31 protein-coding genes and 1 pseudogene are annotated in these 24,943 nt (G+C 40.9%); 25 read left to right on the forward strand and 7 right to left on the reverse strand.

Translation table 11 applies throughout. From position 1 onward, the window contains the following. Positions 1 to 19 precede the first annotated feature (19 nt). The 5 genes from J7E77_RS14135 (at position 20) to J7E77_RS14155 (ending at position 5,805) form a co-directional block, all read left to right on the forward strand. Complete coding sequence (locus J7E77_RS14135; RefSeq protein ID WP_214715370.1) at positions 20 to 886, forward strand: carbohydrate ABC transporter permease; 867 nt, start codon at positions 20 to 22, stop codon at positions 884 to 886. Then, positions 886 to 1,707 (forward strand): carbohydrate ABC transporter permease, encoded by an 822-nt coding sequence (locus tag J7E77_RS14140; protein ID WP_374102973.1) that lies wholly within the window; start codon positions 886 to 888, stop codon positions 1,705 to 1,707. Before J7E77_RS14135 ends, J7E77_RS14140 begins: the two co-directional genes overlap by 1 nt. A gap of 23 nt (positions 1,708 to 1,730) precedes the next feature. Next, positions 1,731 to 3,926 (forward strand): alpha-galactosidase, encoded by a 2,196-nt coding sequence (locus J7E77_RS14145; RefSeq protein ID WP_214715174.1) that lies wholly within the window; start codon positions 1,731 to 1,733, stop codon positions 3,924 to 3,926. Positions 3,927 to 4,035: 109 nt separating this feature from the next. Beyond that, positions 4,036 to 5,523, forward strand: coding sequence for a glycoside hydrolase family 32 protein (locus J7E77_RS14150; protein ID WP_214715175.1), 1,488 nt, complete (start codon positions 4,036 to 4,038; stop codon positions 5,521 to 5,523). A gap of 12 nt (positions 5,524 to 5,535) precedes the next feature. Continuing rightward, positions 5,536 to 5,805 carry a SemiSWEET transporter gene (locus J7E77_RS14155; RefSeq protein WP_214715176.1) on the forward strand — a complete coding sequence of 90 codons (270 nt, stop codon included), beginning with the start codon at positions 5,536 to 5,538 and terminating at the stop codon, positions 5,803 to 5,805. A gap of 83 nt (positions 5,806 to 5,888) precedes the next feature. On the opposite strand, the gene J7E77_RS14160 is transcribed toward J7E77_RS14155, so the two are convergent. Beyond that, on the reverse strand, positions 5,889 to 6,284 hold the full coding sequence (locus tag J7E77_RS14160) for a YuzC family spore coat inner layer protein (protein WP_214715177.1): 396 nt from the start codon (positions 6,282 to 6,284) through the stop codon (positions 5,889 to 5,891). A 278-nt stretch (positions 6,285 to 6,562) separates the two neighbouring features. Between J7E77_RS14160 and J7E77_RS14165 the strand changes: the two genes are divergently transcribed. Together J7E77_RS14165 and J7E77_RS14170 are read left to right on the forward strand one after the other, a co-directional pair. Further along, complete coding sequence (locus J7E77_RS14165; protein WP_214715178.1) at positions 6,563 to 6,901, forward strand: rhodanese-like domain-containing protein; 339 nt, start codon at positions 6,563 to 6,565, stop codon at positions 6,899 to 6,901. Between the two features lie 13 nt (positions 6,902 to 6,914). Next, entirely contained in the window at positions 6,915 to 7,883 is a 969-nt protein-coding gene (locus J7E77_RS14170) for a bile acid:sodium symporter family protein (protein ID WP_214715179.1), read from the forward strand. A gap of 83 nt (positions 7,884 to 7,966) precedes the next feature. Here the strand turns inward: J7E77_RS14170 and J7E77_RS14175 are convergent, their stop codons facing one another. The 4 genes from J7E77_RS14175 to J7E77_RS14190 form a co-directional block, all read right to left on the reverse strand. Beyond that, positions 7,967 to 8,176, reverse strand: coding sequence for a hypothetical protein (locus tag J7E77_RS14175; RefSeq protein WP_214715180.1), 210 nt, complete (start codon positions 8,174 to 8,176; stop codon positions 7,967 to 7,969). 118 nt (positions 8,177 to 8,294) lie between these two features. Continuing rightward, positions 8,295 to 8,462 carry a hypothetical protein gene (locus J7E77_RS14180; RefSeq protein WP_179195723.1) on the reverse strand — a complete coding sequence of 56 codons (168 nt, stop codon included), beginning with the start codon at positions 8,460 to 8,462 and terminating at the stop codon, positions 8,295 to 8,297. A 67-nt stretch (positions 8,463 to 8,529) separates the two neighbouring features. Beyond that, positions 8,530 to 10,266 (reverse strand): adenine deaminase, encoded by a 1,737-nt coding sequence (gene ade / locus J7E77_RS14185; protein WP_214715182.1) that lies wholly within the window; start codon positions 10,264 to 10,266, stop codon positions 8,530 to 8,532. Between the two features lie 24 nt (positions 10,267 to 10,290). Continuing rightward, positions 10,291 to 10,761 carry a nucleoside deaminase gene (locus tag J7E77_RS14190; RefSeq protein ID WP_088085680.1) on the reverse strand — a complete coding sequence of 157 codons (471 nt, stop codon included), beginning with the start codon at positions 10,759 to 10,761 and terminating at the stop codon, positions 10,291 to 10,293. A gap of 372 nt (positions 10,762 to 11,133) precedes the next feature. Between J7E77_RS14190 and J7E77_RS14195 the strand changes: the two genes are divergently transcribed. The 18 genes from J7E77_RS14195 to J7E77_RS14275 all read left to right on the forward strand — a co-directional run bounded on the left by J7E77_RS14195 (position 11,134) and on the right by J7E77_RS14275 (position 23,777). Then, a complete protein-coding gene (locus J7E77_RS14195) occupies positions 11,134 to 11,778 on the forward strand; it encodes an NTP transferase domain-containing protein (protein ID WP_214715184.1) in 645 nt (214 codons plus the stop codon). A 67-nt stretch (positions 11,779 to 11,845) separates the two neighbouring features. Beyond that, the gene (gene uraD / locus J7E77_RS14200; protein ID WP_214715186.1) at positions 11,846 to 12,361 is read left to right on the forward strand and encodes a 2-oxo-4-hydroxy-4-carboxy-5-ureidoimidazoline decarboxylase; all 516 of its coding nucleotides are present in this window, start codon (positions 11,846 to 11,848) and stop codon (positions 12,359 to 12,361) included. Between the two features lie 14 nt (positions 12,362 to 12,375). Continuing rightward, entirely contained in the window at positions 12,376 to 13,329 is a 954-nt protein-coding gene (pucL, locus tag J7E77_RS14205) for a factor-independent urate hydroxylase (RefSeq protein WP_214715188.1), read from the forward strand. Then, positions 13,326 to 13,685 carry a hydroxyisourate hydrolase gene (gene uraH, locus J7E77_RS14210; protein ID WP_214715190.1) on the forward strand — a complete coding sequence of 120 codons (360 nt, stop codon included), beginning with the start codon at positions 13,326 to 13,328 and terminating at the stop codon, positions 13,683 to 13,685. Before pucL ends, uraH begins: the two co-directional genes overlap by 4 nt. A 13-nt stretch (positions 13,686 to 13,698) precedes the next feature. Beyond that, a complete protein-coding gene (gene allB / locus J7E77_RS14215) occupies positions 13,699 to 15,057 on the forward strand; it encodes an allantoinase AllB (RefSeq protein WP_214715192.1) in 1,359 nt (452 codons plus the stop codon). A 29-nt stretch (positions 15,058 to 15,086) separates the two neighbouring features. Beyond that, a complete protein-coding gene (locus J7E77_RS14220; protein ID WP_214715194.1) occupies positions 15,087 to 16,346 on the forward strand; it encodes an ArgE/DapE family deacylase in 1,260 nt (419 codons plus the stop codon). Next, a complete protein-coding gene (locus tag J7E77_RS14225; RefSeq protein WP_214715196.1) occupies positions 16,343 to 16,645 on the forward strand; it encodes an urease subunit gamma in 303 nt (100 codons plus the stop codon). Before J7E77_RS14220 ends, J7E77_RS14225 begins: the two co-directional genes overlap by 4 nt. Before the next feature lie 32 nt (positions 16,646 to 16,677). Further along, positions 16,678 to 17,007, forward strand: a complete 330-nt coding sequence (locus tag J7E77_RS14230) for an urease subunit beta (RefSeq protein ID WP_214715374.1) — start codon at positions 16,678 to 16,680, stop codon at positions 17,005 to 17,007. After that, on the forward strand, positions 17,004 to 18,716 hold the full coding sequence (gene ureC, locus J7E77_RS14235; protein ID WP_214715198.1) for an urease subunit alpha: 1,713 nt from the start codon (positions 17,004 to 17,006) through the stop codon (positions 18,714 to 18,716). The genes J7E77_RS14230 and ureC overlap by 4 nt, the downstream gene beginning before the upstream one ends. Before the next feature lie 10 nt (positions 18,717 to 18,726). Next, a complete protein-coding gene (gene ureE / locus J7E77_RS14240; RefSeq protein WP_214715200.1) occupies positions 18,727 to 19,173 on the forward strand; it encodes an urease accessory protein UreE in 447 nt (148 codons plus the stop codon). Then, entirely contained in the window at positions 19,166 to 19,852 is a 687-nt protein-coding gene (locus J7E77_RS14245; RefSeq protein ID WP_214715201.1) for an urease accessory protein UreF, read from the forward strand. The genes ureE and J7E77_RS14245 overlap by 8 nt, the downstream gene beginning before the upstream one ends. A gap of 24 nt (positions 19,853 to 19,876) precedes the next feature. Continuing rightward, positions 19,877 to 20,488 carry an urease accessory protein UreG gene (ureG, locus tag J7E77_RS14250; RefSeq protein ID WP_214715202.1) on the forward strand — a complete coding sequence of 204 codons (612 nt, stop codon included), beginning with the start codon at positions 19,877 to 19,879 and terminating at the stop codon, positions 20,486 to 20,488. After that, a complete protein-coding gene (locus tag J7E77_RS14255; RefSeq protein ID WP_214715203.1) occupies positions 20,489 to 21,307 on the forward strand; it encodes an urease accessory protein UreD in 819 nt (272 codons plus the stop codon). A gap of 118 nt (positions 21,308 to 21,425) precedes the next feature. Next, a complete protein-coding gene (locus J7E77_RS14260) occupies positions 21,426 to 21,884 on the forward strand; it encodes an SRPBCC family protein (RefSeq protein ID WP_214715204.1) in 459 nt (152 codons plus the stop codon). A gap of 98 nt (positions 21,885 to 21,982) precedes the next feature. Further along, positions 21,983 to 22,918: a dipeptidase gene (locus J7E77_RS14265; protein ID WP_214715205.1), complete on the forward strand. Its 936-nt coding sequence runs from the start codon at positions 21,983 to 21,985 to the stop codon at positions 22,916 to 22,918. Then, entirely contained in the window at positions 22,915 to 23,049 is a 135-nt protein-coding gene (locus J7E77_RS30585) for a hypothetical protein (RefSeq protein WP_374102974.1), read from the forward strand. Before J7E77_RS14265 ends, J7E77_RS30585 begins: the two co-directional genes overlap by 4 nt. Before the next feature lie 5 nt (positions 23,050 to 23,054). Continuing rightward, a complete protein-coding gene (locus J7E77_RS14270; RefSeq protein WP_214715206.1) occupies positions 23,055 to 23,285 on the forward strand; it encodes an excisionase family DNA-binding protein in 231 nt (76 codons plus the stop codon). Positions 23,286 to 23,402: 117 nt separating this feature from the next. After that, positions 23,403 to 23,777 carry a DUF488 domain-containing protein gene (locus J7E77_RS14275; RefSeq protein WP_214715208.1) on the forward strand — a complete coding sequence of 125 codons (375 nt, stop codon included), beginning with the start codon at positions 23,403 to 23,405 and terminating at the stop codon, positions 23,775 to 23,777. Positions 23,778 to 24,056: 279 nt separating this feature from the next. Here J7E77_RS14275 and J7E77_RS30590 read toward each other — a convergent pair whose 3' ends face one another. Then, entirely contained in the window at positions 24,057 to 24,329 is a 273-nt protein-coding gene (locus tag J7E77_RS30590) for a DUF2179 domain-containing protein (protein WP_214732893.1), read from the reverse strand. Continuing rightward, positions 24,315 to 24,823 (reverse strand): annotated as a pseudogene (locus tag J7E77_RS30595) (YitT family protein); the annotation flags it as partial. The gene J7E77_RS30590 and the pseudogene J7E77_RS30595, both read right to left, overlap by 15 nt. Between the last annotated feature and the right edge of the window lie 120 nt (positions 24,824 to 24,943).

Here is a 24,943-nt window from a genome sequence, read left to right on the forward strand (position 1 = left end):
AAAAGAAAAGAAGAAAACTATGAAACTCAAAAACTTACCTTTTTATATAATGACAGTACCTGCACTTCTCCTTTTCGCTATTTTTCATACATTTCCAGCTATTCAAGGCATTTATTATTCATTTACAAACTGGGACGGCTTAAGTTTCACTTACGACTTTGTAGGATTCAAAAATTATTTTAATTTATTTAAGGACTTTAACATATTAAATTCTTATTTATTTACCTTTAAGTTTGCGATTATTTCAACGATACTCGTTAACGTTTTGAGTCTAATGATAGCCATGGGACTAAATGCAAAAATTAAAGGAAAGAATTTTTTTCGTGCTGCATACTTTTTACCAAATGTCCTTGGCGTGTTAATTGTTGGTTTTATCTTCAATTTTATATTTTCTAATGTAATCCCACAAATAGGAGATAAACTGGATCTTGGATTTTTATCGACTAATATTCTAGGGAGTGAAAATTCTGCATGGATAGGAATCGTCATTGTAGCTGTATGGCAAGCATGTGCCTTCAATGTCATTCTCTATTTATCAGGTTTGCAGACAGTTCCAACAGAACTATACGAAGCATCAAGTCTCGATGGAGCGAATAAATGGCAGGAATTTTGGAAGATAACATTTCCAATGATTGCTCCTTTCTTCACAATCAATATGGTGCTTTCTATGAAAAACTTCTTAATGGTTTTTGATCAAGTAGTTGCCTTAACAGGTGGCGGACCAGGCCGTGCCACGGAGTCCATTTCACTTCTCATTTATAAAGGTGGCTTCCAAGGCGGAGAATTTGCTTACCAATCAGCCAACTCAGTTATCTATTTTATTGTGATTGTTATCATCTCTGTATTTCAAATCAAGGTTCTCCAAAGAAGGGAGATGGATATGTAATGTTGAAACAAAAGACGAATTGGCCAGTTACGATTCTAATTGCATTAGGATCATTATTTATACTTTTCCCATTATATATTGCAGTTTCAATTGCGTTAAAAACACCTGATGAGCTCGCGCAATCTGTACTTTCTCTTCCTTTAGGTTTTCATTTCGATAACTTTAAAAAGGCGATTGAATCTACTAACTTTTTTGCAGCATTAAAAAACAGTGCATTTATTACAGTAATTACAGTTGTTTTTACGATTTTAACAAACTCATTGGTTGCTTATGCCATCGCCAGAAATTTGCATCGCAAATTTTTCAAAGGTCTATATTACTATTTTGTCAGTGCCTTGTTTATCCCATTTCCGATTATTATGCTACCACTGGTAAAACAGACCGCCGCTTTTGGTATGGATAACCAAGGTGGACTGATCTTTTTATACATTGTGTATGGAGCTGCATTAAATATCTTTATTTACACAGGATACATTCGGTCGATTCCAAAGGAACTGGAGGAAGCGGCCATCGTAGACGGCTGCAGTACTTGGGGAGTGTTTTGGAAAGTGATTTTCCCCTTGTTAACCCCGATTAATGCAACTGTTGGAATTTTAACATGCTTATGGGCTTGGAACGACTTTATGCTGCCATTGATCATCTTAAATGATCCGGCAGATGCGACTCTTCCTTTGGTTCAATATATTTTCCAGTCTGAGTTTGGTACGGACTTTAATTTAGCATTTGCATCATACCTATTAGCTCTATCACCAATGGTCATTGTCTACATCTTTGCACAGAAATGGATTATCGGCGGTGTGGTAAAGGGAGCTATTAAATAGCAGTTAAGGAGTTGAAGTTTTTCATGGGAATCCAATTTGATTCAAAAAATAAAACGTTTCATTTACAGGCCAAGGATACAAGTTATGTCATGGAAATTCTCCATGAAGGATATTTGGTGCACCTTTATTGGGGCCGAAAAATCAACACCTATCGTCATTCTAATTTTCTGCAGTTTTTAGATCGCGGTTTCTCAGGAAACCCTTATCAGCATAAAGATGACAGGACTTTCTCCTTGGATACACTTCCGCAAGAGTATCCGCAGTATGGGAATACAGATTTTAGGAAGCCTGCTTATCAAATCCAGCTCGAAAACGGTTCAACCATTACTGACCTAAGATACCTAACCCATTCGATTTTTAAGGGGAAAGCTCCTTTGGAGGGGCTGCCTGCAACGTATACAGAGAGTGACAACGAGGCGGAAACGCTTGAAATTACAATGGAAGATTCCTTAATCGGCCTGAAAGTGATCCTAAGTTATACTGTTTTCGAGCAGTTTAATGTCATTACACGTTCCGTACGATTTATAAATGAGGGGAGTCAGTCACTAAAGTTGGTAAGTGCGCACAGTCTCTGTGTTGATTTTAGGGATGCAGAATTTGACTTTTTACATCTTCATGGTGCCCATGTAAAGGAACGACATATTGAACGATTGCCGCTCCGTCATGGAATCCAGTCAGTTGAAAGCACAAGAGGTGCCAGCAGTCATCAGCATAATCCTTTTATTGCATTGTTAAGGAAAGGCACAACAGAAGATTCAGGAGAAGTATATGCCTTTAACTTTGTATACAGTGGTAATTTCCTGGCGCAGGCGGAAGTGGACCAATTTAGGAACACGAGAGTCACTATGGGGATCAATCCCTTTGATTTTAACTGGAAGCTTGAACCTAATGAAGCCTTCCAAACACCAGAAGTTGTTATGGTATATTCATCAGAAGGTGTAGGCAGTATGTCAAGGACGTTTCATGAGTTGTACCGTACGCGCTTAGTGAGAGGCAATTACCGGGATAGAGAACGCCCAATTTTAGTGAACAATTGGGAAGCAACTTATTTTGATTTTAATGCGGACAAGATTTTGGATATTGCAGAAACAGGACGTGAGTTAGGAATCGAATTGTTTGTCTTAGATGATGGGTGGTTTAGTAAGAGAAATGATGATAAATCTTCATTGGGAGATTGGTTCGTTGATCGCCAGAAACTTCCCGAAGGTTTGAATCATCTCGCTCTTCGTGTCAAGGAGTTGGGACTGGATTTTGGACTATGGTTTGAACCGGAAATGGTTTCTGTTGACAGTGATCTATACCGTGAACATCCAGATTGGTGCCTACATGTTCCAGGGCGCAATCGTTCGGAGAGTCGTAATCAATTAATACTCGATTTCTCAAGGGAGGATGTCTGCTATGAAATTACAAAGAGAGTTTGTAATATTTTAGCAAGTGTCCCAATCTCATATGTGAAATGGGATATGAACCGCCATATGACCGAAATCGGTTCGGCTGCACTTCCTCCTGAAAGACAAAGAGAGACAGCGCACCGTTATATGCTTGGATTATATAAGGTGATGGAATCTATCACATCTTCCTTCCCGCATGTTCTATTTGAAAGCTGCTCGGGCGGAGGAGGAAGATTTGATCCGGGAATGCTCTATTACATGCCGCAGACATGGACAAGTGACAATACGGATGCTGTCTCACGGTTAAAAATTCAATATGGCACAAGTCTTGTTTACCCGATTGTTACCATGGGCTCACACGTATCTGCTGTTCCGAATCATCAGGTTCATCGCAGTCCGTCTATACAGATGCGTGGCGATGTAGCGATGTCTGGGAATTTAGGCTATGAACTTGATTTATCGAATCTATCAGAGGATGAAAAAGAAATTGTCAAAGAGCAAGTTTCTCACTATAAGGAAATTCGTCAATTAATCCAGTTTGGTGATTTTTATCGATTGCAAAGTCCATTTGAAGGAAATGAGACATCTTGGCTTTTCACTACTAAGGACAAGACAGAAGCAATCGTCTATTATTACCGGGTTTTGGCAGAACCAGCTGCACCAACTGCAGTTTTAAGGCTAAAGGGAATTGATCATTCAAAACAATATCGAGTTGACGGTACTGATCAAGTATTTGGCGGGGATGAACTCTCTTATGTTGGACTCGCTATTCCGGTGGAAATAAAGGGAGACTTTCAAAGTTTTGTTTGGCATTTGAAAGAACTATAGTTTTTGATAGTTAAAGTCCATAAATTGTTATAAGGGAACGATGAAAACCAATGAGTTAAATGGCTTCATCGTTTTTCTTTTTTGTAGATAAAAAAAGTGAGGGATATTCATGGAACAGAGTCATCAACAACGTTTGTCAAAAGCAGAAATCGCCATCGAGGAGGCGAGTAAATTAGTAAAAAATACTCCATTTCGTCTTGGTTATCATATTATGGCTCCTGCAAACTGGATTAATGACCCAAATGGCGTGATTCAGTGGAACGGGGAGTATCACGTGTTTTTTCAACATCATCCATTTAGCGAAAAAGGCGGTCCGATTCACTGGGGACATGTGAAAAGTAAGGATTTGGTGTTGTGGGAGCATCTTCCGATAGCATTGGCCCCAGGTGAAGAGTATGACAAAAGTGGATGTTTTTCTGGCAGTGCAGTTGACAATGATGGCAAATTAACATTGATTTACACTGGACACGTTATAATGAACGAGGAAACAGATGAATTTATCGAATATCAGTGTATTGCGGAAAGTAACGATGGTATCCATTTTGAAAAACATCCGAATAACCCTGTCATTGCGGAACCTCCAAGCGACGGCTCGCCCCATTTTCGTGATCCAAAGGTCTGGAAGCATGAAGATAAATGGTATATGGTAATCGGAAGTCAAAAGGATAACCTCGGAAGAGTAGTTTTATATGAATCTAACGATTTAATTTCTTGGAATTATCAAGGTGTCTTAGCAGAGAGTACAGGCAAACTTGGCTATATGTTTGAATGTCCTGATTTCTTTGAATTAGCCGGAAAACAAATTCTCCTTTTTTCACCCCAGGGAGTTGAACCTGAAGGAGACCAATACCAAAATCTATACCAAAATGGTTGTTTAATTGGAGAGTTTGATTACCATTCCAAGAAATTTTCTCACGGTGAATTTTTGGAATTAGATAAAGGGTTCGATTTTTATGCAGGTCAATCTTTTCTAGATGACAAAGGAAGAAGAGTTGTTATTGGTTGGATGGATATGTGGGAATCACTTATGCCAGAGCAAGAGCACGGTTGGGCAGGAGCAATGACCATCCCGCGTGAATTGAAATTCAATGACAATGGCAACTTATCTATGGTCCCTGTTGAAGAGTTGCAGAAGTTACGGAATGAATACATTTTTGTACCGCAAACGCACATTTCAGAAAAAATAACTTTGGAACATATCCAGGGGGAATGTCTGGAAATTATTGCAGAGTTTTCTTTAAACGAATGTTCTGCTGAAAAGTTTGGCATCCATGTTCGCTGTTCATTGGATGGGCAAGAAAAAACTTCTGTAATTTATGATGTCAAAGATGGTAAAATTTATGTGGACCGAAATTACTCGGGCAAAGGAGAAGGCGGAATTAGAACAAGTGTGGTGCATGGAAATCATGATTCTATTAAACTCCACCTATTTATTGACAGGTCATCGTTAGAGTTGTTTGTCAATGATGGAGAAACAGTAATGACAACACGTATATATCCTGACCCGTTAAGTACTTCTGTAGAATTATTTAGTGAGGGAGGAGTAGCCAACTTAATAAAATTAGATTCATGGACTTTAAACGATATATGGAGATAAGGAGACATAAGAATGCAGGAGCTCGTTCCACTTTTTGGCTATGTTGCAGCTATTTTAACCACCCTTTCATTCCTACCACAGGCAATTAAAACAATCAAAGAGAAAAATACAGAAGGAATATCATTAGTCATGTACAGCTTGTTCACTAGCGGAGTTTTAATGTGGATGTTGTATGGACTATTTGTAAATGATATTCCAATAATTGTTGCAAACGCTGTAACGTTAATTTTAGCTGTAACAATATTAACTTTAAAAATTAAATATAGTGCAAATCCTAAATAATGCGAAAAAGACGATTCGGAGCCGAACCGTCTTTATTCATGTTTGTTACCCTAAATTTAAATCCGTGTAGTCGTTTTCAACAATTAAATTCCCCATTTCATGGACACCTTTAAAGTGCAGCAGCTGGCAGGATTATTTTGGTTTGGTTGTGTGGTGAGTTCGAAGATGATGTCACTTGGCGTAAATGTAGTTATCACAGGGACTTTTAATCCGACGGTACTGATTAAATGATCAACATCCGCTTTTTTTCCTTCCTGGGCAGCACTCATCATTTTTCGAGCGAAAACTAAATCCCCTAAGCGATCTAGCAAAATACTTCCTTGAGCCATTAATAGTCGAAATGACTTGACTGAGTTTTCAAATATTTTTACATCTACTGGTGGATAACTCCTTGGAATTGGTTGGAATTGATACCCCATTTGAGGTGGGTAAACGGGCAATGGAGGATAGATTTGATATTGATATGGGTAATAATACATTGTTACTCTCCTTCCATAGTTAAAACACAAGCCAGAATAGGATATGATATTTTCACGGTTTTTGTTACCTAGAAATGAAAACGCGTTTGGATTAGAAATCCTTGCGCTTTTCGGTATTAATGGATATACATATTACCACTGGACACATCCAGGTCTATTTTGTACTTTTTTATGACATGTATTTTTTTTTTTTTTTTTTTCGGTTTTCGAAAGAATTCTTGAAACATGAATTAAAATGAAAAGAAAGTGTGGTATTCTTTGTAATGGGGGTGCATTCAATGACAATTAATAAAATAACGCCAAAAGAGCTCTATGAAAGGCTTCAGGGTGAAGAAAAATTAGTTCTTCTTGATGTTCGGGATAAAGAAAAATACAATCAATTTCATATAGAAGAAAGTAGTAACGTACCGAAATCAGTAATTTTTGGCATTGAAGAGTCTGGTGAAATCACACTGCAGTCCTTACCCAAGGGCCAAGAAATGATCGTGACTTGCACTACGGGGAATTCAGCAACGAAATGTGCACAGATTCTGGACGCTCATAATTATCAAGTGACGGTTTTAGACGGAGGAATTACTGCTTGGAAGGCATATATAAGTTCGCTACGAGACGAATAGGGAGACACTCTACATGCTGCAAAAGATAAATAAACAACTAGAAAGAATCATGCCATTAATTACCCCGGTTGGTGTATTGACTGGAGTATTGTTCAGTGGCCATCTTAAGGACTTTTCATATTTAATTCCTTGGATTTTTGCTTTTATGACCTTCGCTGGGAGTTTAAGTTCCAATTTCCATTCATTAAAAGAAGTAATCGTTCATCCGTTTCCAATTTTTATTGCAATGGCAATCCTTCATGTCCTCATGCCAATTTGGGCCTGGGGTGTAGGTCATGTCGCCTTTTCTGGTGATGTTTACACGATTACCGGACTTGTCTTGGGAATGGTCATTCCAACAGGAGTGACAAGCTTTATGTGGGTAGCCATTTACAAAGGAAACATTCCATTAGTCTTATCGATCATATTAATTGATACCTTGCTTTCACCAATCATTGTTCCATATTCGCTATCGTTATTTATAGGTGAAAAAATTGAAATGGACTTTATCAATATAATGAAGGGTCTATTGGGAATGGTGGTCATTCCTTCCTTGATTGGGATGTACTTAAACCAAGTTACAAAGGGGAAAATTAAAGACCGATTAGGGACACGTCTTGCTCCCTTTTCGAAAATTAGCCTAGGATTTGTGGTCATGCTTAATGGGGCAGTGGTTGCACCATATTTAAGAAATCTTAATCTTAAACTTGTGAGCATTATCTTAACGGTCTTCTTAATTGCGCTGACTGGTTACCTGTTTTCATTTTTAATTGGTAGATTTTTTAAAGGTGGACGAGACAACGTCATTTCACTGACATTCACTGGCGGGATGAGAAATATTAGTGCTGGGGCAGTTATAGCTATTACTTACTTCCCAGCTGCAGTTGCGGTACCAGTAGTGGTTGGGATGTTATTTCAGCAAATACTCGCCTCGTTAAATGGGCATTTTCTCAATCGTTATTATAATAAAAATGTGGAAAAGCAAGAATCGGTTGCAATGTAAAACGATGTTTAAAAAAGAAATCCCCTCGGAATTATTTGCGAGGGGATGTTTTTATGAGGGAATTCCCTCAAAAGAGCCGATTACTATGTTGCATACTTGATAATTCCGGATAAATAAACGGAGCAGTCTCGTTGGACAACTTCTCTCATTTTTATTTTTCCGTCTTGTACTAATTCTCTAACCAAGCCTTCAATAAGTTTTTCATCTTCTTTTACAGCCTTTGGAATCTCAATTGAAAATAAATTACTCCGACTGGCGTAGTGTAGATTTTTTAATAATTCAGCTTTATTCATTGGACAACCCCTTTACCTTATCTTCGACATGAAGGGGGCGTTCTCCTTTGAATTAATACAATTATCTCCATTCACAAGGATTTCAGCAGTAAAATCTTCTTTTTCAATGGAATGGAAATTATTCTTTCGTTAGTTCTTCTTCAAAGAAAAAGGTATTCGGATGTTCATTGACAATATAAGAGTACCTTTTCATGTTTTTTACATATTGAGATTTATTGATTGTTACTGATTCACCCGAAGAACGAATATTTACTTCATCACCCTCATTAAATATACTTTTCTTCATTTTCCCATCCTTTCAAACCAGGGTGTTTTCTTCTTTCCAGCACCTTTGCTGGATATTTTATTATTTCCTAAGCATCGAGATCTATATGCTCAAACTTACTAATCTGGAACAAACCCTTATCAGTTAACTTTAGTTCCGGTATGACAGGAAGTGATAAAAACGAAATCGTTAAAAATGGGTTGAAGTGGTCGTGTGCACCTAGTTTTTTGAGGGCAAGATTTATCTCATTTAAACTGGAATAAACCTCTTGATACGGGCGATCTGACATTAACCCTGCGATGGAAAGTCTTAATGAGGCAATCACTTCGCCTTGATTGACAACAACTAGACCCCCTTGGATATCTTTGATCGCTTTGGAAGCAACTACCATATCCAAATCGGTTGTTCCGGCAATAATAAGATTATGGGAATCGTGAGCAATGGTGGTTGCAATCGCACCGGATTTTAAACCTAAACCTTTGACAATACCTAATCCAATTTCATTTTTCATATGATGGCGCTCAATCACGGCCAGCTTTAATTGGTCTTTTATGATAGAGGGTTGAAATATCCCTGAATCACTAGCATTAACTTTTTCAATAATATGACGCGTTACAAGACTATTGGGGATAATTTCAATAATATTTGCTTTGTTCGTTTTTAATGGAATTTGGAAATGATTTTCCGTTAATTCATGAAAACGAACAGTATTTTTTAACCGGTCTGTTTCAACCAAGGAATGGTCCTGTGATTCAATAATAAGCCGTCCATTCTCAACAACGGCAATCCCATCTTTATAAACGGTTGTAATAGTAATGTTCTCAAGGTCATCAAACAGGAAGAAATCCGCTTTGTATCCAGGTGCAATCGCACCCTTAGCCTCCAGCCCAAAGCATTCTGCTGCATTAATGGTTGCCATTTGTATCGCTGTTATGGAAGATATACCTGAGGCGATAGCCAGCCTTACGTTGTGATCGATGCTGCCATCGTGGATAAGGTCGTCTAAATGCTTATCATCCGTTACAAATAAACATCTTCTTGCATTTCGCTCATTGACGATGGGAATTAATTGTTGTAAGTCTTTTGCCACCGTACCTTCGCGAATCATTAGGTACATTCCTCTTCTGAGACGTTCTTTTGCTTCTATTGCTGTTGTACTTTCATGATCTGTTCGAATGCCTGCTGCCAGATACACATTCAAATCATTGGCCGATAACCCCGCCGCATGGCCGTCAATTTTTTTGCCAGATTGTTTTGCTGTTAGGATTTTTTCAAGCATGTCGTCCTCAGCCTTTAGAACTGCTGGGAAATTCATGACTTCAGCCAATCCTAAGACTCGTGGCTGCTGGTAAAAGGGTTGTAGATCTTTTGCATTAAGAGTAGCGCCGGAATTTTCAAATTCGGTCGCAGGAACACATGAAGGAAGCATGAAGAAAAAGTCAAACGGTAAGTTTTCAGAGGAATCAAGCATGTATTGTATCCCCTCAGCGCCTAATACGTTGGCAATTTCATGTGGGTCTGCAATGATGGTAGTTACACCGTGCGGAAGAAGAACCTTTGCAAATTCATTTGGAGTGACCATTGAGGACTCAATATGAACATGACCATCGATAAAAGCTGGGGATATATAGCGGCTATTTGCATCAATCACCCTATTCCCCTCATAATCACCTATACCGGCAAAGTATCCATCAACAATCGCAAGGTCTCCTTCAATAATTTCTCCATTAAAGACATCGATAATTTTCCCATTTTTAATGACCGTATCCGCTGGCTCTCTTTTAGATGCTACAGAGATTCTTCTCTTTAACTGATTTGCCTCCATAGGACAACATCCTTTTCTGTCATATTAATACTCTACTTTATCTTGTGAATTCTCCCATGTTCTAAACGGAATATCTCCATCTGGTGGAAAAATCTTTTTCATAGGTATTTTTCGATATTCGATGGGGAGGGAGAGTTGATCATAAATAAATTGATCATCAAACCCTATTTTCGCTGCATCTTGTTTGGTGCAAGCATAATAAACAGCCTTGGGGCGTGCCCAATAAATGGCGCCGATGCACATCGGACAAGGTTCACAGCTGGTATAGATTTCACAATCGTTAAGCTGAAAGTCGTTTAAATTCCGGCAGGCATCGCGAATGGCTTGCACTTCGGCATGTGCAGTGGGATCGTTTGTCCCGGTTACTTCATTTCGGCCGATTCCAATGACCTTTCCGTCCTTGACGACGACCGCTCCAAATGGTCCCCCTTGCTTCGTCAAAACATTATTTAGCGCTAGTTCAATTGCCTTTTCCATAAAGTGAGAATCTGTCATACAACCTCTCCATTCCAGTTAATTAATTTAAAATACATTATTCTACATGATGATTACAATTGCTCAATTGTTGTAGGTATATCTAACATATTTTTTTATAAAATAGCTCTGGTTACTTGCCTGTTGATTTCCGCTCCAATCAACAATTTTTCTATGTTAGATTATATGACATTAGTGTAGATACTATTTCCCCTTTTGGATATTATGGTGAAAAAAGATGACATAAGCTTTGTTAGTAATGTTCGTCTATCTACTGAAAATCTACCCAGTATCAGAAAATTGAAAAAGAACATGGGTGTATTTTGGGAGGTCTATCAATATATATAGTGTTAGATAGCACGGAAGAATAGGGGGTCATGATGGTGGTTTCTCTTGAAGGATAACGACGGAGTCATCGCAGTCTATCTTGCGGCGGGTAAGAGCCGCCGGATGGGGGTTAATAAGCTGGCACTCCCTTGGGGGCAGAAAACTGTTGGTAATTCAGCCTTAGAAAAGGCAGTGAATTCCAAACTGGACTATACGATTGTGGTGACAAGGGATGAGGATACGCTCAACTGGATAGATGGAACCCTTTTCAGAACCCCCCTCCGAGAACGCTGGAAAGCTTTGAGATGCCGTGATGCTGATAAAGGGCAGGCGCATTCCTTGCAATGTGGATTGCTTGCAGCAATGGAAATGGAACCCAAAGGAATCATGATCCTTCTCGCTGATCAACCTCTCTTACCCGTAGGAATTATCAATGATTTGGTTATACGATACCTGAAGGTACATCAGGAAAATAAAAATGTTCCGTTTATAGCGGCTAGCTTTCAGGGGATTCCGAGACCGCCCATTATTTTTTCGCCAAAGGTGGTTCCTGATTTACTGAAACTAGAGGGGGATGAAGGGGCACGACAGCTTTTTAAAAAGGAAAAATTAACTGGCATACTAGTTAACTATGAGAACGGTTGGGACTTTTTTGACGTCGATACCAAAGATGAATATGAATGGCTGAAAGGGTGGAGGCACGAGTGGTGAAGAGAGGCAAGTTGTCTGTTTCTCCTGAAATCCTGCGGAAATCAGTTAGGTTGGGAGAGATGAAACCATGGATGTAAAGGAGAATAATCAAGGCTCCATAGAGGAAATAAATCAAATGAACAAAGAGGAATTTGTGAGAACAGTAGGCTGGGTGTTTGAGCACTCCCCGTGGGTGGCTGAGAAGGCATGGGAGAGTATACCCTTTCAATCTCGTGAGGAACTCTTACAAATAATGGTGACAGTTGTAAAAAATGCAGAGGCAGCCTTTCAATTGGCCCTGCTCCGAGCCCATCCGGATCTTGGTACTAGATTAAAAAAATCAGAGGTTTCGCAAAAGGAGCAAGCTGGAGTAGGTCTTGATCGGCTCTCGAAGAATGAACATAGTGAGTTTGTTTCACTCAATCAGAGGTATGTCGAGCAATTTGATTTTCCTTTTATTATGGCAGTGAAGGGCCAAAGCAAGGAAACAATTCTTGCAGCGATGAAAGAACGTGTGGGCAATACCTATGAACAAGAATTCCCGACAGCCTTGGATGAGGTCTATAAAATTGCAGGGTTCCGCTTAAATGATGTTATTCAATAAAGGGGGATGATGATATGCAAAGAACGATGCGCTACGGAAAAGCAGATGTTTGGGTTTATCGCACCTACGCAGCCCCATTAACAGGAGTCCGTCCGATTCCTGAATCAGCCTTTACGGGCCGAAGCAATATTCTGTTTGGAATGAATGTTAAGGTGGCAGTAGAAGGCGAAGCCTTCTTATCGTCGTTTAAAGATGGGGATAATACATTAGTTGTGGCAACCGATTCGATGAAAAATTTCATTCTAAAACATGCTGGTGATTATGAAGGTTCAACACAAGAAGGATTCCTAGAATTTGTCGCTCGCCGTTTCCTTGAAACGTATCCTCATATGAGTGCTGTCGATATCTCTAGCGAACAAATCCCATTTGACGAGCTCTCAGTACCAACGAAAGATAGTTTTGAACCGAGTCCATTCGTATTCCGCTATTCATTAAATGAACAATCGTTGGCTCAAGTTGAAGTGAAACGCTCTGGAGAAAAGATCATCACAGCCGATCATCTCAGCAGTTTGAAGGGACTAAAGCTTTTAAAGGTACGTGGCAGCTCCTTTTATGGATTTGTGAAGGATGAATATACGACACTGCCAGAATCCTATGACCGGCCGCTATTTATCTTTTTGAATATTGGGTGGCGCTATAACGATTTCGATGCTGCAAAGGGCAGTACCACAGATGGGTATGTCGCAGCAGAGCAAGTTAGAGATATTGCTTATACGGTTTTTCATGAAGAGAATTCTCCCTCCATTCAAAATCTTATCTACCGCATTGGTCTTCGTATATTAGAGCGTTTTCCACAGTTAGTGGAGGTTCACTTTGAATCCAATAACCGGACCTGGGAAACCGTTTTAGACGAAATTCCTGCCTCACAAGAAGGGAAAGTTTTTACCGAACCGCGTCCTCCGTTTGGGTTTCAATGTTTTTCCATGACACGTAAAGATTTAGAAAATCCAGGGGAATCACCGAAATGACTGGAAAGGTAACAACCCATGTCCTTGATTTAAGTTTGGGAAAACCGGCAAGTGGCGTCCTGGTGGAATTATGGCAAGTTATTCCAGACAACAAATTCGAATTCATTCAAATCAGCTATACGAATGAAGATGGCCGGGTCAATCAACCTCTCCTCGAAGGGGCATCCATGAAAAAGGGAATCTATGAAATACGTTTTCATGTCGGAGATTATTTCAGCAATCGCAGCATATTACTCGGTGACCCTTCGTTCTTAGATTGTGTTCCCGTTCGCTTTGGCATTTCTGAAACCGCCTCCCACTATCATGTACCATTGTTGATTTCACCGGGTGGGTACAGTACGTATCGAGGGAGTTAAGGAGGGTCATAAGATGAAAGAACTTTGGGTGAAGAATGGGCTTGTTTTTACAGAGGAAGGCTTTCGAGAGGTAAATATTCGAGTCCTTGATGAGAGGATTGACTCCCTTGTAAAAAGTGAAGGAGAACCATTGAAAGAGGAAACAGATACGATTATTGATGCAAGCGGGTGTCTAGTGGTTCCAGGCTTTATTGATGCCCATGTCCATTTCAATGATCCAGGAAGAACGGATTGGGAAGGAATTGAGACAGGCAGCCGAGCTGCAGCTATCGGCGGAACCACTACCATTTTTGATATGCCACTGAATTGTGCACCTTCTGTTACTAATTTTAAGAATTTACTTGATAAAAAAGATTATTTAACCTCTATGTCTCATGTCGATTTTGCTCTCTGGGGTGGAATGACAGACACGAACCTCGCTAACCGGCAAGAACTCACTCAAATGAGTAAGGGGATTATTGCCTGGAAAGCATTTATGAGTGAGAGTGGGATTGAAGATTTCCGCTTTGTCTCACCTGATGGATTGAAACAAGCCATGCAGGCTGCAAAGGAGCATAAGAAGATTCTCGCTCTCCATGCGGAATGGGAAGAGGAGATTAATAAATTTACAGCTTTCTATAAACATAGGGTCGGGATCAATGAACGAAAAGCCTTTCTCGCGAGCAGGCCCGTATCAGCGGAAGAGAAAGCGGTTAGTTATGCCTTAGAGCTTGCTGCCAAATACGGAACAGCCCTTCATTTTGTTCATATTAGTTCGGCGAAGGTAATCGGGCTCATAGAGCAAGCCAAAAAAAGCGGTGTAGATGTCACGCTGGAAACCTGTCCGCATTATTTAATCTTTGATGAAGAGGATTTTATTAAAAGTGGTGCCATCCTCAAATGTGCACCGCCGCTAAGACCGCGCGAAGAGGTAGAGGGGCTATGGGACTGCATTCAGAAAGGATGGATTGACACGATTGGATCTGATCATTCTCCGTGTCTTTATTCGATGAAAGCAACGGATTCCATCTGGGATGCATGGGGAGGGATTCAAGGGGTTCAATTTACATGGCTTTCACTGCTTGATGAGGCCCTTAAACGGAGAATTAACCTTAAACAAATTTTACCATTAGGGACGTCGAATGTGGCTGAACGGTTTGGAATAGCAGACCAAAAAGGGAGAATTCGTCCCGGCTTAGATGCTGACCTTGTTTTGATACGGTTAGATGAATCAACGATTGCTGATAAACAATCATTGGCTTTTAAAAATGCCTATTCACCATATGAAAATAGAGAGTTTTTACTTAAGGTGAAGAAAACGATTTTACGAGGAAAGGTCATTTATGATGATCAATCCGGGGTGATCCAGGAGAAAGTTGGTGTTTGCCTGTAAGTGGACACGCAGCAAAAAGGAGGAGCTTTATGAATCAGGATAAGAAAAGTTTGGTCCAGTGGATTGAGGAGCACCAAGCAGAAATGATTGATTTTTTAAAAAAAATAGTGCAAGTTCCTTCAGATAACCCTGCTGGAGATTGTTACCCTATTGCTGCCTTCTTACACCACCAGCTTCAAGAACTTGGCTTTGTGGATGTATCTCTATTAGAGGTAGATGAAGAGGAAGTCAAAGCCGCTGGAATGATTAGTTTGGCCAATGTCCTTAGCAGCACCGAGTTTGGGAACGGGGCAGGAACAAATATTGTCTTAAATGCACATGGTGATGTGGTGCCCCCTGGGTTAGGCTGGAGTGTTGATCCATACGGAGGGGAGATCATTAATGGAAAGATGTATGGACGGGGCGTGGCAGTTTCAAAATCCGATATTGCTGCCTATTCATACGCTGTTTTAGCCTTAAAAAAAGTCAAAATCAGTCACCCTCTGCACGGGAAAGTCGACCTTGCTTTTACTTTTGATGAAGAAACAGGCGGAGAATTAGGACCAAAAAGGCTGCTTGATCAAGGGAATATCAGTCCTGACCAGGCGATTGCAGCTGGCTTTACCTATTCGGCAGTTAATGCCCATAACGGCTGTTTACATTTTGAAGTGAAAACAACAGGGAAGTCTGCCCATGCCGCTCTGCCGCATACAGGAATTGATGCGCTTGAGGCGACGACAAAGATTTTAAATGGTTTATACGAATATCGGCAGACTCTCGCGGCCAATAAATCTTCTGTGCCTGGGATTGACCACCCAACCTTGGTTGTCGGTCTCATTTCTGGAGGAATTAACACAAATGTTGTACCTGACGAATGTACAATAAGGGTTGACCGAAGATTGATTCCAGGTGAAGACGGGGACCAAGCGGAAGCGGAATTTAGAAAAGTTGTGGAAGAAGCGGTTAAGACGACCAAAGGAATAAAAATAGAAATTCGAAAAATACTTCATGCAGAAAGCTTCGGGCCTGTTCCGGAAGATTCACTACTGATTTCAGCATTATCCGCGAACTGGCAGTCCATTATGAAAGGGAAAGGTGAATTAGCAATAAACGGAGTACCGATCTATGCAGATGCCCGCCATTTTTATGAAAAAGGCATCCCAACCATCATGTTTGGTGTTGGGCCCAAATTGCTGGAAGAGGCTAATGGGCACCGGGCGGATGAAAATATCCGTGTAGATGATCTGGTGGATGCCACAAAGATTATTGCCTGTACACTTTACGATTTACTAGGGGGAGGTAAGGGATGAAATTAACCCAGCGGGAGCAGGAAAAATTAATGATTGTCATTGCAGCAGACTTGGCCAGGCGCCGAAAGGACCGGGGTCTAAAATTAAATTATCCCGAAGCGATTGCCATCATCACCTACGAAATTATGGAGGGGGCAAGAGATGGGAAATCGGTGGCTGAATTAATGAGTGAGGGAACAAAGATATTATCAAGCGAAGATGTGATGGAAGGGATACCGGAAATGATTCACGATATCCAAGTAGAGGCAACATTTCCAGATGGAACCAAGCTTGTTACCGTACATGAGCCGATTCGCTAGATTGATATTTTTATGGATAAGGGGGTGCGATGTTGATACCAGGAGAATATCGATTAAGACAAGAGCCGATTATTTGCAACCAGGGTAGGAAGGCTTCTAAAGTTATCGTGCTCAATCAAGGTGACCGGCCAATTCAAATCGGGTCCCATTTTCATTTTTACGAAGTGAATTCCGCACTAAAATTTGAACGAGACCAAGCATTTGGCAGGCACCTAAATATCCCTGCCGGTACGGCTGTCCGGTTTGAACCAGGGGATGCGAAAGAAGTAGAACTCGTTCCCTTCGCCGGTCAGCGTGAAGTCTATGGGTTAAATAATAAAACAGATGGCCCATTGGACCAAGGAGAGGGGAATCCGTTATGAGCTTTCGAATGTCGAGAAAGCAATATGCAGACATGTTTGGTCCTACAACGGGTGATGCCATCCGGCTAGCGGACACCGATTTATTTATCGAAATAGAAAAGGATCTTACCGTTTATGGTGATGAGGTCAAATTTGGCGGCGGAAAAGTAATCCGTGACGGGATGGGACAGCATCCGCTTGCTACACGAGCAGATGGGGCACTTGATGCTGTCATAACCAATGCGATTATTCTAGATTATAGCGGGATTTATAAGGCGGACATTGGAATTCGTGATGGCCGAATTGCTGGGATTGGAAAAAGTGGAAATCCTCTTTTAATGGAAGGGGTAGACATGATCATTGGGGCTTCAACGGAAGTCATTGCTGGAGAAGGCATGATTGTAACGGCTGGCGGCATTGATGCCCATATCCATTTTATAAGCCCGCAGCAAATCGAAACCGCCCTTTCATCTGGGATTACAACCATGATTGGCGGCGGCACTGGTCCGGCAACCGGAACAAATGCAACCACTTGTACACCGGGAGAATGGAATATTCACCGAATGTTAGAAGCTGCCGAGGAATTCCCAATGAATCTTGGGTTCTTAGGAAAGGGGAATTCGTCCGCTGAAGAACCGTTGATTGAACAAATCAATGCCGGTGTGATTGGACTTAAACTGCATGAAGACTGGGGGACGACCGCCTCAGCCATTGACCACTGCCTCAGGGTAGCGGACAAGTATGATGTCCAAGTTGCCATTCACACCGATACATTAAATGAAGGCGGTTTTGTCGAAGATACTTTGGCAGCCATTAATGGCCGAGTTATCCATACCTATCATACAGAGGGGGCCGGCGGCGGTCATGCTCCCGATATTATTAAGGTCGCAAGCTTCCCGTATATCCTGCCGTCATCCACCAATCCAACACGACCTTATACAAAAAATACCTTAGATGAACACCTAGATATGCTAATGGTTTGTCATCACTTAGACCCGGACGTACCTGAGGACATTGCCTTTGCTGATTCACGCATCAGAAAAGAAACGATTGCAGCGGAAGATATTCTCCACGACATGGGTGTATTCAGCATGATAAGTTCAGATTCACAAGCAATGGGAAGAGTCGGCGAAGTGATTACTCGAACCTGGCAAACCGCTGATAAGATGCGAAAGCAACGAGGCAAGTTGGCTGAAGACACAGGAGTAGGAGATAACTCCCGTGTAAAGCGATACATTGCCAAATATACGATTAATCCGGCAATTACGCACGGTATTGCTGAGGAGGTTGGTTCGGTGGAAGTGGGGAAATTGGCGGATCTCGTCATTTGGGAACCTGCATTCTTTGGCGTTAAACCAGAGATCGTCATTAAAGGTGGAATGATTGCCCACAGTTTAATGGGAGATCCGAATGCCTCCATTCCTACTCCGCAGCCAGTTCTGTACCGTCCAATGTTTGCTTCCTTCGGAAAAGCCAAGTACAGCACCTCGATTACTTTCATGTCAAAAGCAGCCATTGAACTTGGTGTACCTGAAAAGCTTGGACTAAAAAAACAAATCAAACCAGTACAGGGAATTCGCCAACTATCAAAAACAGATATGAAGCTCAATGCGGAAATGCCAACAATTGTAGTCGATCCACAAACCTATGAAGTTATTGTGGATGGTGAGCTAGTGACCTGTGAACCAGCAGAAGTATTACCGATGGCACAGCGTTATTTCTTATTTTAGGAGGAAAATCATGATTATTGAACAAATCGTGGGAAATGTAGATGAAATCGCAGCCTCTGGCCGACACATCGAAAGAGTATATTTAGCCAGTGATGACTTAGTGAAGCGAATTCAGCGGGTGACAACGGACCACGGTAAAGAGATTGGCATCCGGCTGAAAGAACCAAAAGACCTGATTGATGGCGATGTATTATTCATGGATGACCGAAATATGATCGTTGTCAGTGTCACGAGGGACGACTTGCTGGTAATTCATCCGACAAGCTTTAAGCAAATGGGGGAAATTGCGCATCAGTTGGGTAACCGACACTTGCCTGCACAATTTGAAGGCCAGGTGATGCTCGTCCAATATGATTATCTTGTTGAAGAACTGCTGAAACAATTAGAGATTCCATACGCAAGGGAAGATAGAAAAGTGAAAAAGGCATTCCGGCATATCGGTCACTCCCATGGATAATCAACTCTTGTCCTTATTGCAAATAGGGGATTCCAATTTTCCGTCCGGAGCTTTTTCACATTCATTTGGATTGGAAACCTACATCCAGGAAGAAATCGTCTATAGTAAGGAAACCTTTTTTGAATGGATTCGAATTTACTTGGAAAAACAAATCGCCTATACCGATGGACTTGCCTGCCGTCTAACCTTTGACGCCTTACTTAAAGATGATATCGAAGGGCTATGGGTGCTCGATCAAAAATTGTTTGTCCAGAATATCCCTAAAGAAGCACGAGAGGCAAACCGGAGGATTGGGGAAAGATTGATTCGGATGGGAATTGATTTATATTCGATACCATTATTAGAAGAATACCTAAAAAAGATACGTGCCAAGGAGGCGTATGGTCATCCTGGAATTGCTTTTTCGATTATCTGCCAGTACTTAGGAATCGAGAAAAGACAAGGAATACTGACTTTCCTGTATTCAAGTATGGTGACCCTTATTCAGAATGGTGTAAGAGGGATACCACTAGGGCAAACAGCCGGTCAACGTATTCTTTTAGAATTACACCCTTATTTACAAAAGACTACAGAGATAATTGAAGGAATGGATGCTGATGACTTTGGAGCTGTGGCTCCTGGAATTGAAATTTCACAAATGCGACACGAGAGATTACATACCCGTTTGTTTATGTCCTAAAAAATGATGAAAGAAGGGGTAACGATGGAACCGATACGTATAGGAGTTGGCGGACCAGTTGGAGCAGGGAAGACGTTGCTTGTGGAGCGATTAACGAGACACCTCAAAGATGAATATAACATGGCGGTCGTAACCAATGACATTTACACCAAGGAAGATGCACAATTTTTAATAAAAAATAGTGTACTTTCAGAGGATCGAATTATTGGTGTGGAAACAGGAGGATGCCCGCATACGGCGATCCGGGAAGACGCATCCATGAATTTCGCTGCCATTGATGAGCTAAAGGAGAAACATCCGAATCTATCACTTATTTTTGTCGAGAGCGGCGGCGATAACCTAGCTGCCACCTTTAGTCCCGAACTCGTAGACTTTTCTATTTATATTATTGATGTAGCCCAAGGGGAAAAAATTCCGCGTAAAGGCGGCCAAGGGATGATTAAATCTGATCTGTTTATCATCAACAAAATTGATCTAGCCCCATATGTAGGAGCAAGCTTAGAAGTCATGGAGTCAGATACAAAGCTGGCAAGAGGCAAGAAGCCATATATCTTTACAAACTTAAAAGAGGATGTTGGTGTAAACGAGGTTATTGAGTGGCTCAAGTTAAATGCGCTATTGGAAGGATTAGGGTAGGTGGAACAGCGGACCGGATATTTGCGACTAACGGGTGCAAGGAAAGGTAAGAAAACGATTTTAAAAGAATCCTATTCAGAGGGTGCATTAAAAATTACTAGACCTGTTTACCTAACAGGAGGCGGCGAAGCCTATCTTTATGTGATGAATCCAGGTGGGGGATACATTGATGGTGATTCCTACCAAACGGTCATCTTATTGGAGGAGAATGCTGAGGTAGTTGTTACCACCCAATCCTCTACTAAAATATATAAAACACGAACCTCTCCGGCTTTTCAGGAAATGGACATACATTTGAAAAGCGGAAGTGTTTTAGAATATCTGCCAGATCCAGTCATTGCTTACCAGCATGCTCGTTTCAAGCAGCGTACGGTCATTCGAATGGAACAAAACTCTTCCCTTATTTGCACGGATATTTTTACTCCGGGTTGGGCTCCTGATGGGACACTTTTTAAATATGACTTACTCCAAGCAAAAATGGAAATTTATATGGAAGACAAACTTATTTTATTTGATCATGTAAAACTTCAACCTGACAATGATCTTAAAGGGATTGGCATGATGGAAGGGTTTTCTCATTTTGGGACGATGATTGTTATTGATCATCGTATCAATCCTGCTTTAGTAGAAGAGTTGCAAGAAATTCTCGATACTTTCCTTGATGTTAGAATTGGTATTTCGATACTAGCCGTATCAGGGTTTGCGCTAAGGGTATTGGCGAATACCACACAGGTTATAGAAAAAGTCTTACATGTCTGTCATGAAATCATTAGGATCAAAGTATTGGAAAAAGAACCTGTATTTCTAAGAAAATATTAATCGGCTGATGTATCATCATCGCCGATTTTTTCTTGTCTATACTGGAATAATTGTAGTTAGGTTTTTCATTGAAGTATAATGAGAGTATCTAGAATGCCTATATTTGAGGAGGAATGAAATGGGTAAGCTTTTTGTTGACCAAACGATTGAAATCAATGCTCCAGCGTCTAAGGTATGGGATGTTCTTACGGTCAGTGAGTATAATAACCGTTGGGCGACGGAATTTTCAAGCGGCGGACCACAGTTTCAACTCGAATCCACTTGGGAGCTTGGAAGTCCTGTCCTATGGAAAGGCGAGGATGGGACCGTAATTGTCGAAGGGAATGTGACGGCTCTCGAGAAGAATAAACTCCTTCGGTTTACTGTATTTGATGTTCGGAGCGAGGAAAAGGCACTTGTCACGGAAGAAGACGGAATCACCTTCCAATTGTCTGAGGATAATGGAAAGACGACACTACATATTTTACAAGGGGATTTCTCAGTGATGCTGGAAGGGAAGAAATACCGCGATTTAAGTGCAGAAATTTGGGACAAGGTGCTCCCAATGGTCAAAGAAATGGCGGAATCGACTAACTAGATTTTTATGAAAAACATAAATTTATGTTGGGCTAGGTAAATGATTCTCCTAGCCTTATTTTGTTGTGTTAAAATTTTTATAAAAAGGAGACTTACTAAATGAATATCATTGACTTACATTGTGATGCCCTAATGAAACTCCAAGAAGCGCATGGTACGTTACGATTTGCTGATGCGCCGGAGTTACAAACTAGTAAAACACGCCTCCAGCAGGGCCAAATCAAAGTCCAGTGTTTTGCGATATTTATTGAACCCGAAATAAAGGGGGACCAGAAATTTCAGGTTGTCCTTGAGCAAATCGATTATTTTTACAAGGAAGTGCTTGGAAAAAATCCAGACATGGTCCATATCAAAGAATGGTCGGATTTTGATCGCTTAAAGATCGGTCAGATTGGCGCAATGTTAACGCTTGAAGGCGTGGATCCAATTGGCAACGATTTATCGAAGCTCCATATTCTCTATCAACTAGGTGTCCGTTCCGTTGGTTTGACATGGAACCAAGCCAATCTGGCCGCTGATGGCGCTGGTGAACCGCGCGGCGCGGGGCTGACGCTGTTCGGAAAAGAAATTGTCGAGTTTAATAACGAGCATCAAATCCTGACCGATGTTTCTCACTTAAGCGACAAAGGGATTTGGGAAGTCATTGAATTAGCCAAGTATCCGATTGCGAGCCACTCGAATGCTCGAGCACTTTGCAACCATCTGCGAAACCTCACAGATGAACAGGCAGCGGCGATGTTTGCTAAAGGCGGGTTGATTCATGTTGTTTACAATCCACCTTTTGTAAAAGAATTTGGAGAAGTGACGATTCCAGACCTTGTTAAACATATTGATCACTTTTGCTCATTAGGAGGGGTAAAGCAAATTGGATTCGGCTCGGATTTCGATGGGATTTCAACATTTATTACTAATTTGGAAGACGCCTCTAAGAGCCAAAATCTTATTAATGAACTATTAAAATATTACAGTGAAGAAGTGGTCCGCGGATTTGCCTATCAAAACTTTCTTGACCATCGGCCAGGGATGATCCGATGAAGAATCAACTTTTTACAGCGGCGACGGAAGCAGCTGAGGAAACGATCCTCAATTCATTGTCACAAGCAGTCAATACAATGGGAAAAGCAGGCCGGGTTGTCCAACAAATCAATTTATTAAAAGAGGAGTAATCATATTGTACATTACTATAAAAGAGACAGCAGAATATTTATCGGTTCCTGAGGCAACTGTCAAAAGCCTCATCCAACAAAAGAAAATCCGCGCCCTATTTGACGGGGAAGAATACCTAATCTACAAAGAACAATTCAGGACCCACCTAAAACAAATGGAAAAATACAAACAACTAATCGAAGAAATCCTGAACGAACCCATCCCAGAAAGTATCGACGTAAAAGACGAAGATTAACTGGGTCGCATTTGATACCATTTCAATTTTGGTGCCTGACACCATTCGTGGACAAATCAATGTATTTGTCCATACGGGGTGGACACAAAAACTAATATAAGAATGAGGTGAATTATTATGTCTAATCTTTTTATGAAAAGGATCTATGAGCCCTATGAGGAAATGGATGGCTGCAGAATCTTAATTGACCGCTTATGGCCGAGGGGGATTTCGAAAGAAGCCGCGAAGCTTTCGTTTTGGTTTAAAGATCTAGCTCCAAGCAACGAATTGAGGAAATGGTTCTGTCATAAACCTGAGCTATTTGAAGAATTCTGCATTAGATACCTAGAGGAACTTCGCACGGACGAACAAAAGCGGGAATACATCCGGCAAATCATTGAAATGGAAGCTAAGGGCCCAGTAACACTCCTCTATGGAGCAAAGGACCCGGTCCATAATCACGCACTGGTATTGATGGAGGAACTTGGTAGATTAATTGGGATAGAACGATGAAGTAGGAGGGATTTCAATCGTATGATGCCCGTGAAGGGTGGGAAATCGGTTCAGAGGTAATCATACGACTCGTATGATGCCCGTGAAGGATGAAAAATTGGTCTGACGGTAACCAAAGGAAGCGTATGATGCCCGGAAAGGCTGAAAAGATGGTCCAGCGGTAACCAAAGGAACCGACTAATGCTCGTGAAGGCTAAAAAATCAGCCCAACGGTAACTAGTGCATACGACTAATCCCTTCAACCAAAAAAAATTAAGTTCCATGGGCATCAGCCCCTCTTTAATCCCTTCGGAAGCGTCCCATTACCTCCATCGTTTGCATGATGTTCACAAAAGCCTTCTGATCCACCGTTCTAATCGTGTGTTTTGTTTCATTTAGTTCGTATTTTGTAATCACCGTGGTTAACACTTTTTTGGGCTTATGGGTGTATGCCCCTTCTGCATACGTTACCGTGACCCCTCGTGCATGCAAATGAATTAGTGCATCCGTAAGCTCTTCATACTTATCCGTCACAATCGTTAGGGTTAATTTATTCTGATTAGTGTATACCATATCAACGGCACGACCAGACACATAAATGGTGATAATCGTATAAAGTGTGATGCCCCATCCAAAATAAGTTCCTTTTTTTTTGCAAGTGTGAGACTAACTATATCCGTTCCGCCAGTCGAGCCTCCAATCCGAATGATAATTCCAACCGCGATACCATAAAGGGCCCCTCCAATGATGGAAGAAAGAAGAATATCATGGCTAATGGGATGAATCGGAATAAATTTCATGCTGAATGATAAAACAATAACGGCATAACCAGTGAGCAAAATGAATTTTTTTCCTAAATATTTTAGTCCTACTAAAAATAGAGGAATATTGATCAGCAAAATAATCCAGCCAGTATTGATATGTAAAAAATGGTGAATAAAAAAGGCGATGCCTGTTACACCGCCGGAAGTTAGTTTATGTGGAATAAGAAACGTATTAAAGGCAAATCCAAATAACATCGAACAAAGTCCAATCACAATCAGTTGAAAAATCAATCGAAACAACATAAACACCTCTATCTTTTTGTGGTGCTTTATTAATAGTCCTAGTATTATTTTGTGCTATTTTTAAAAAGATATTTCAAAAACAAAAAACGCCAATAACGTAGGCGTTTTGAAAGTCTCGAA

The organism is Bacillus sp. ISL-77 (assembly GCF_018613105.1).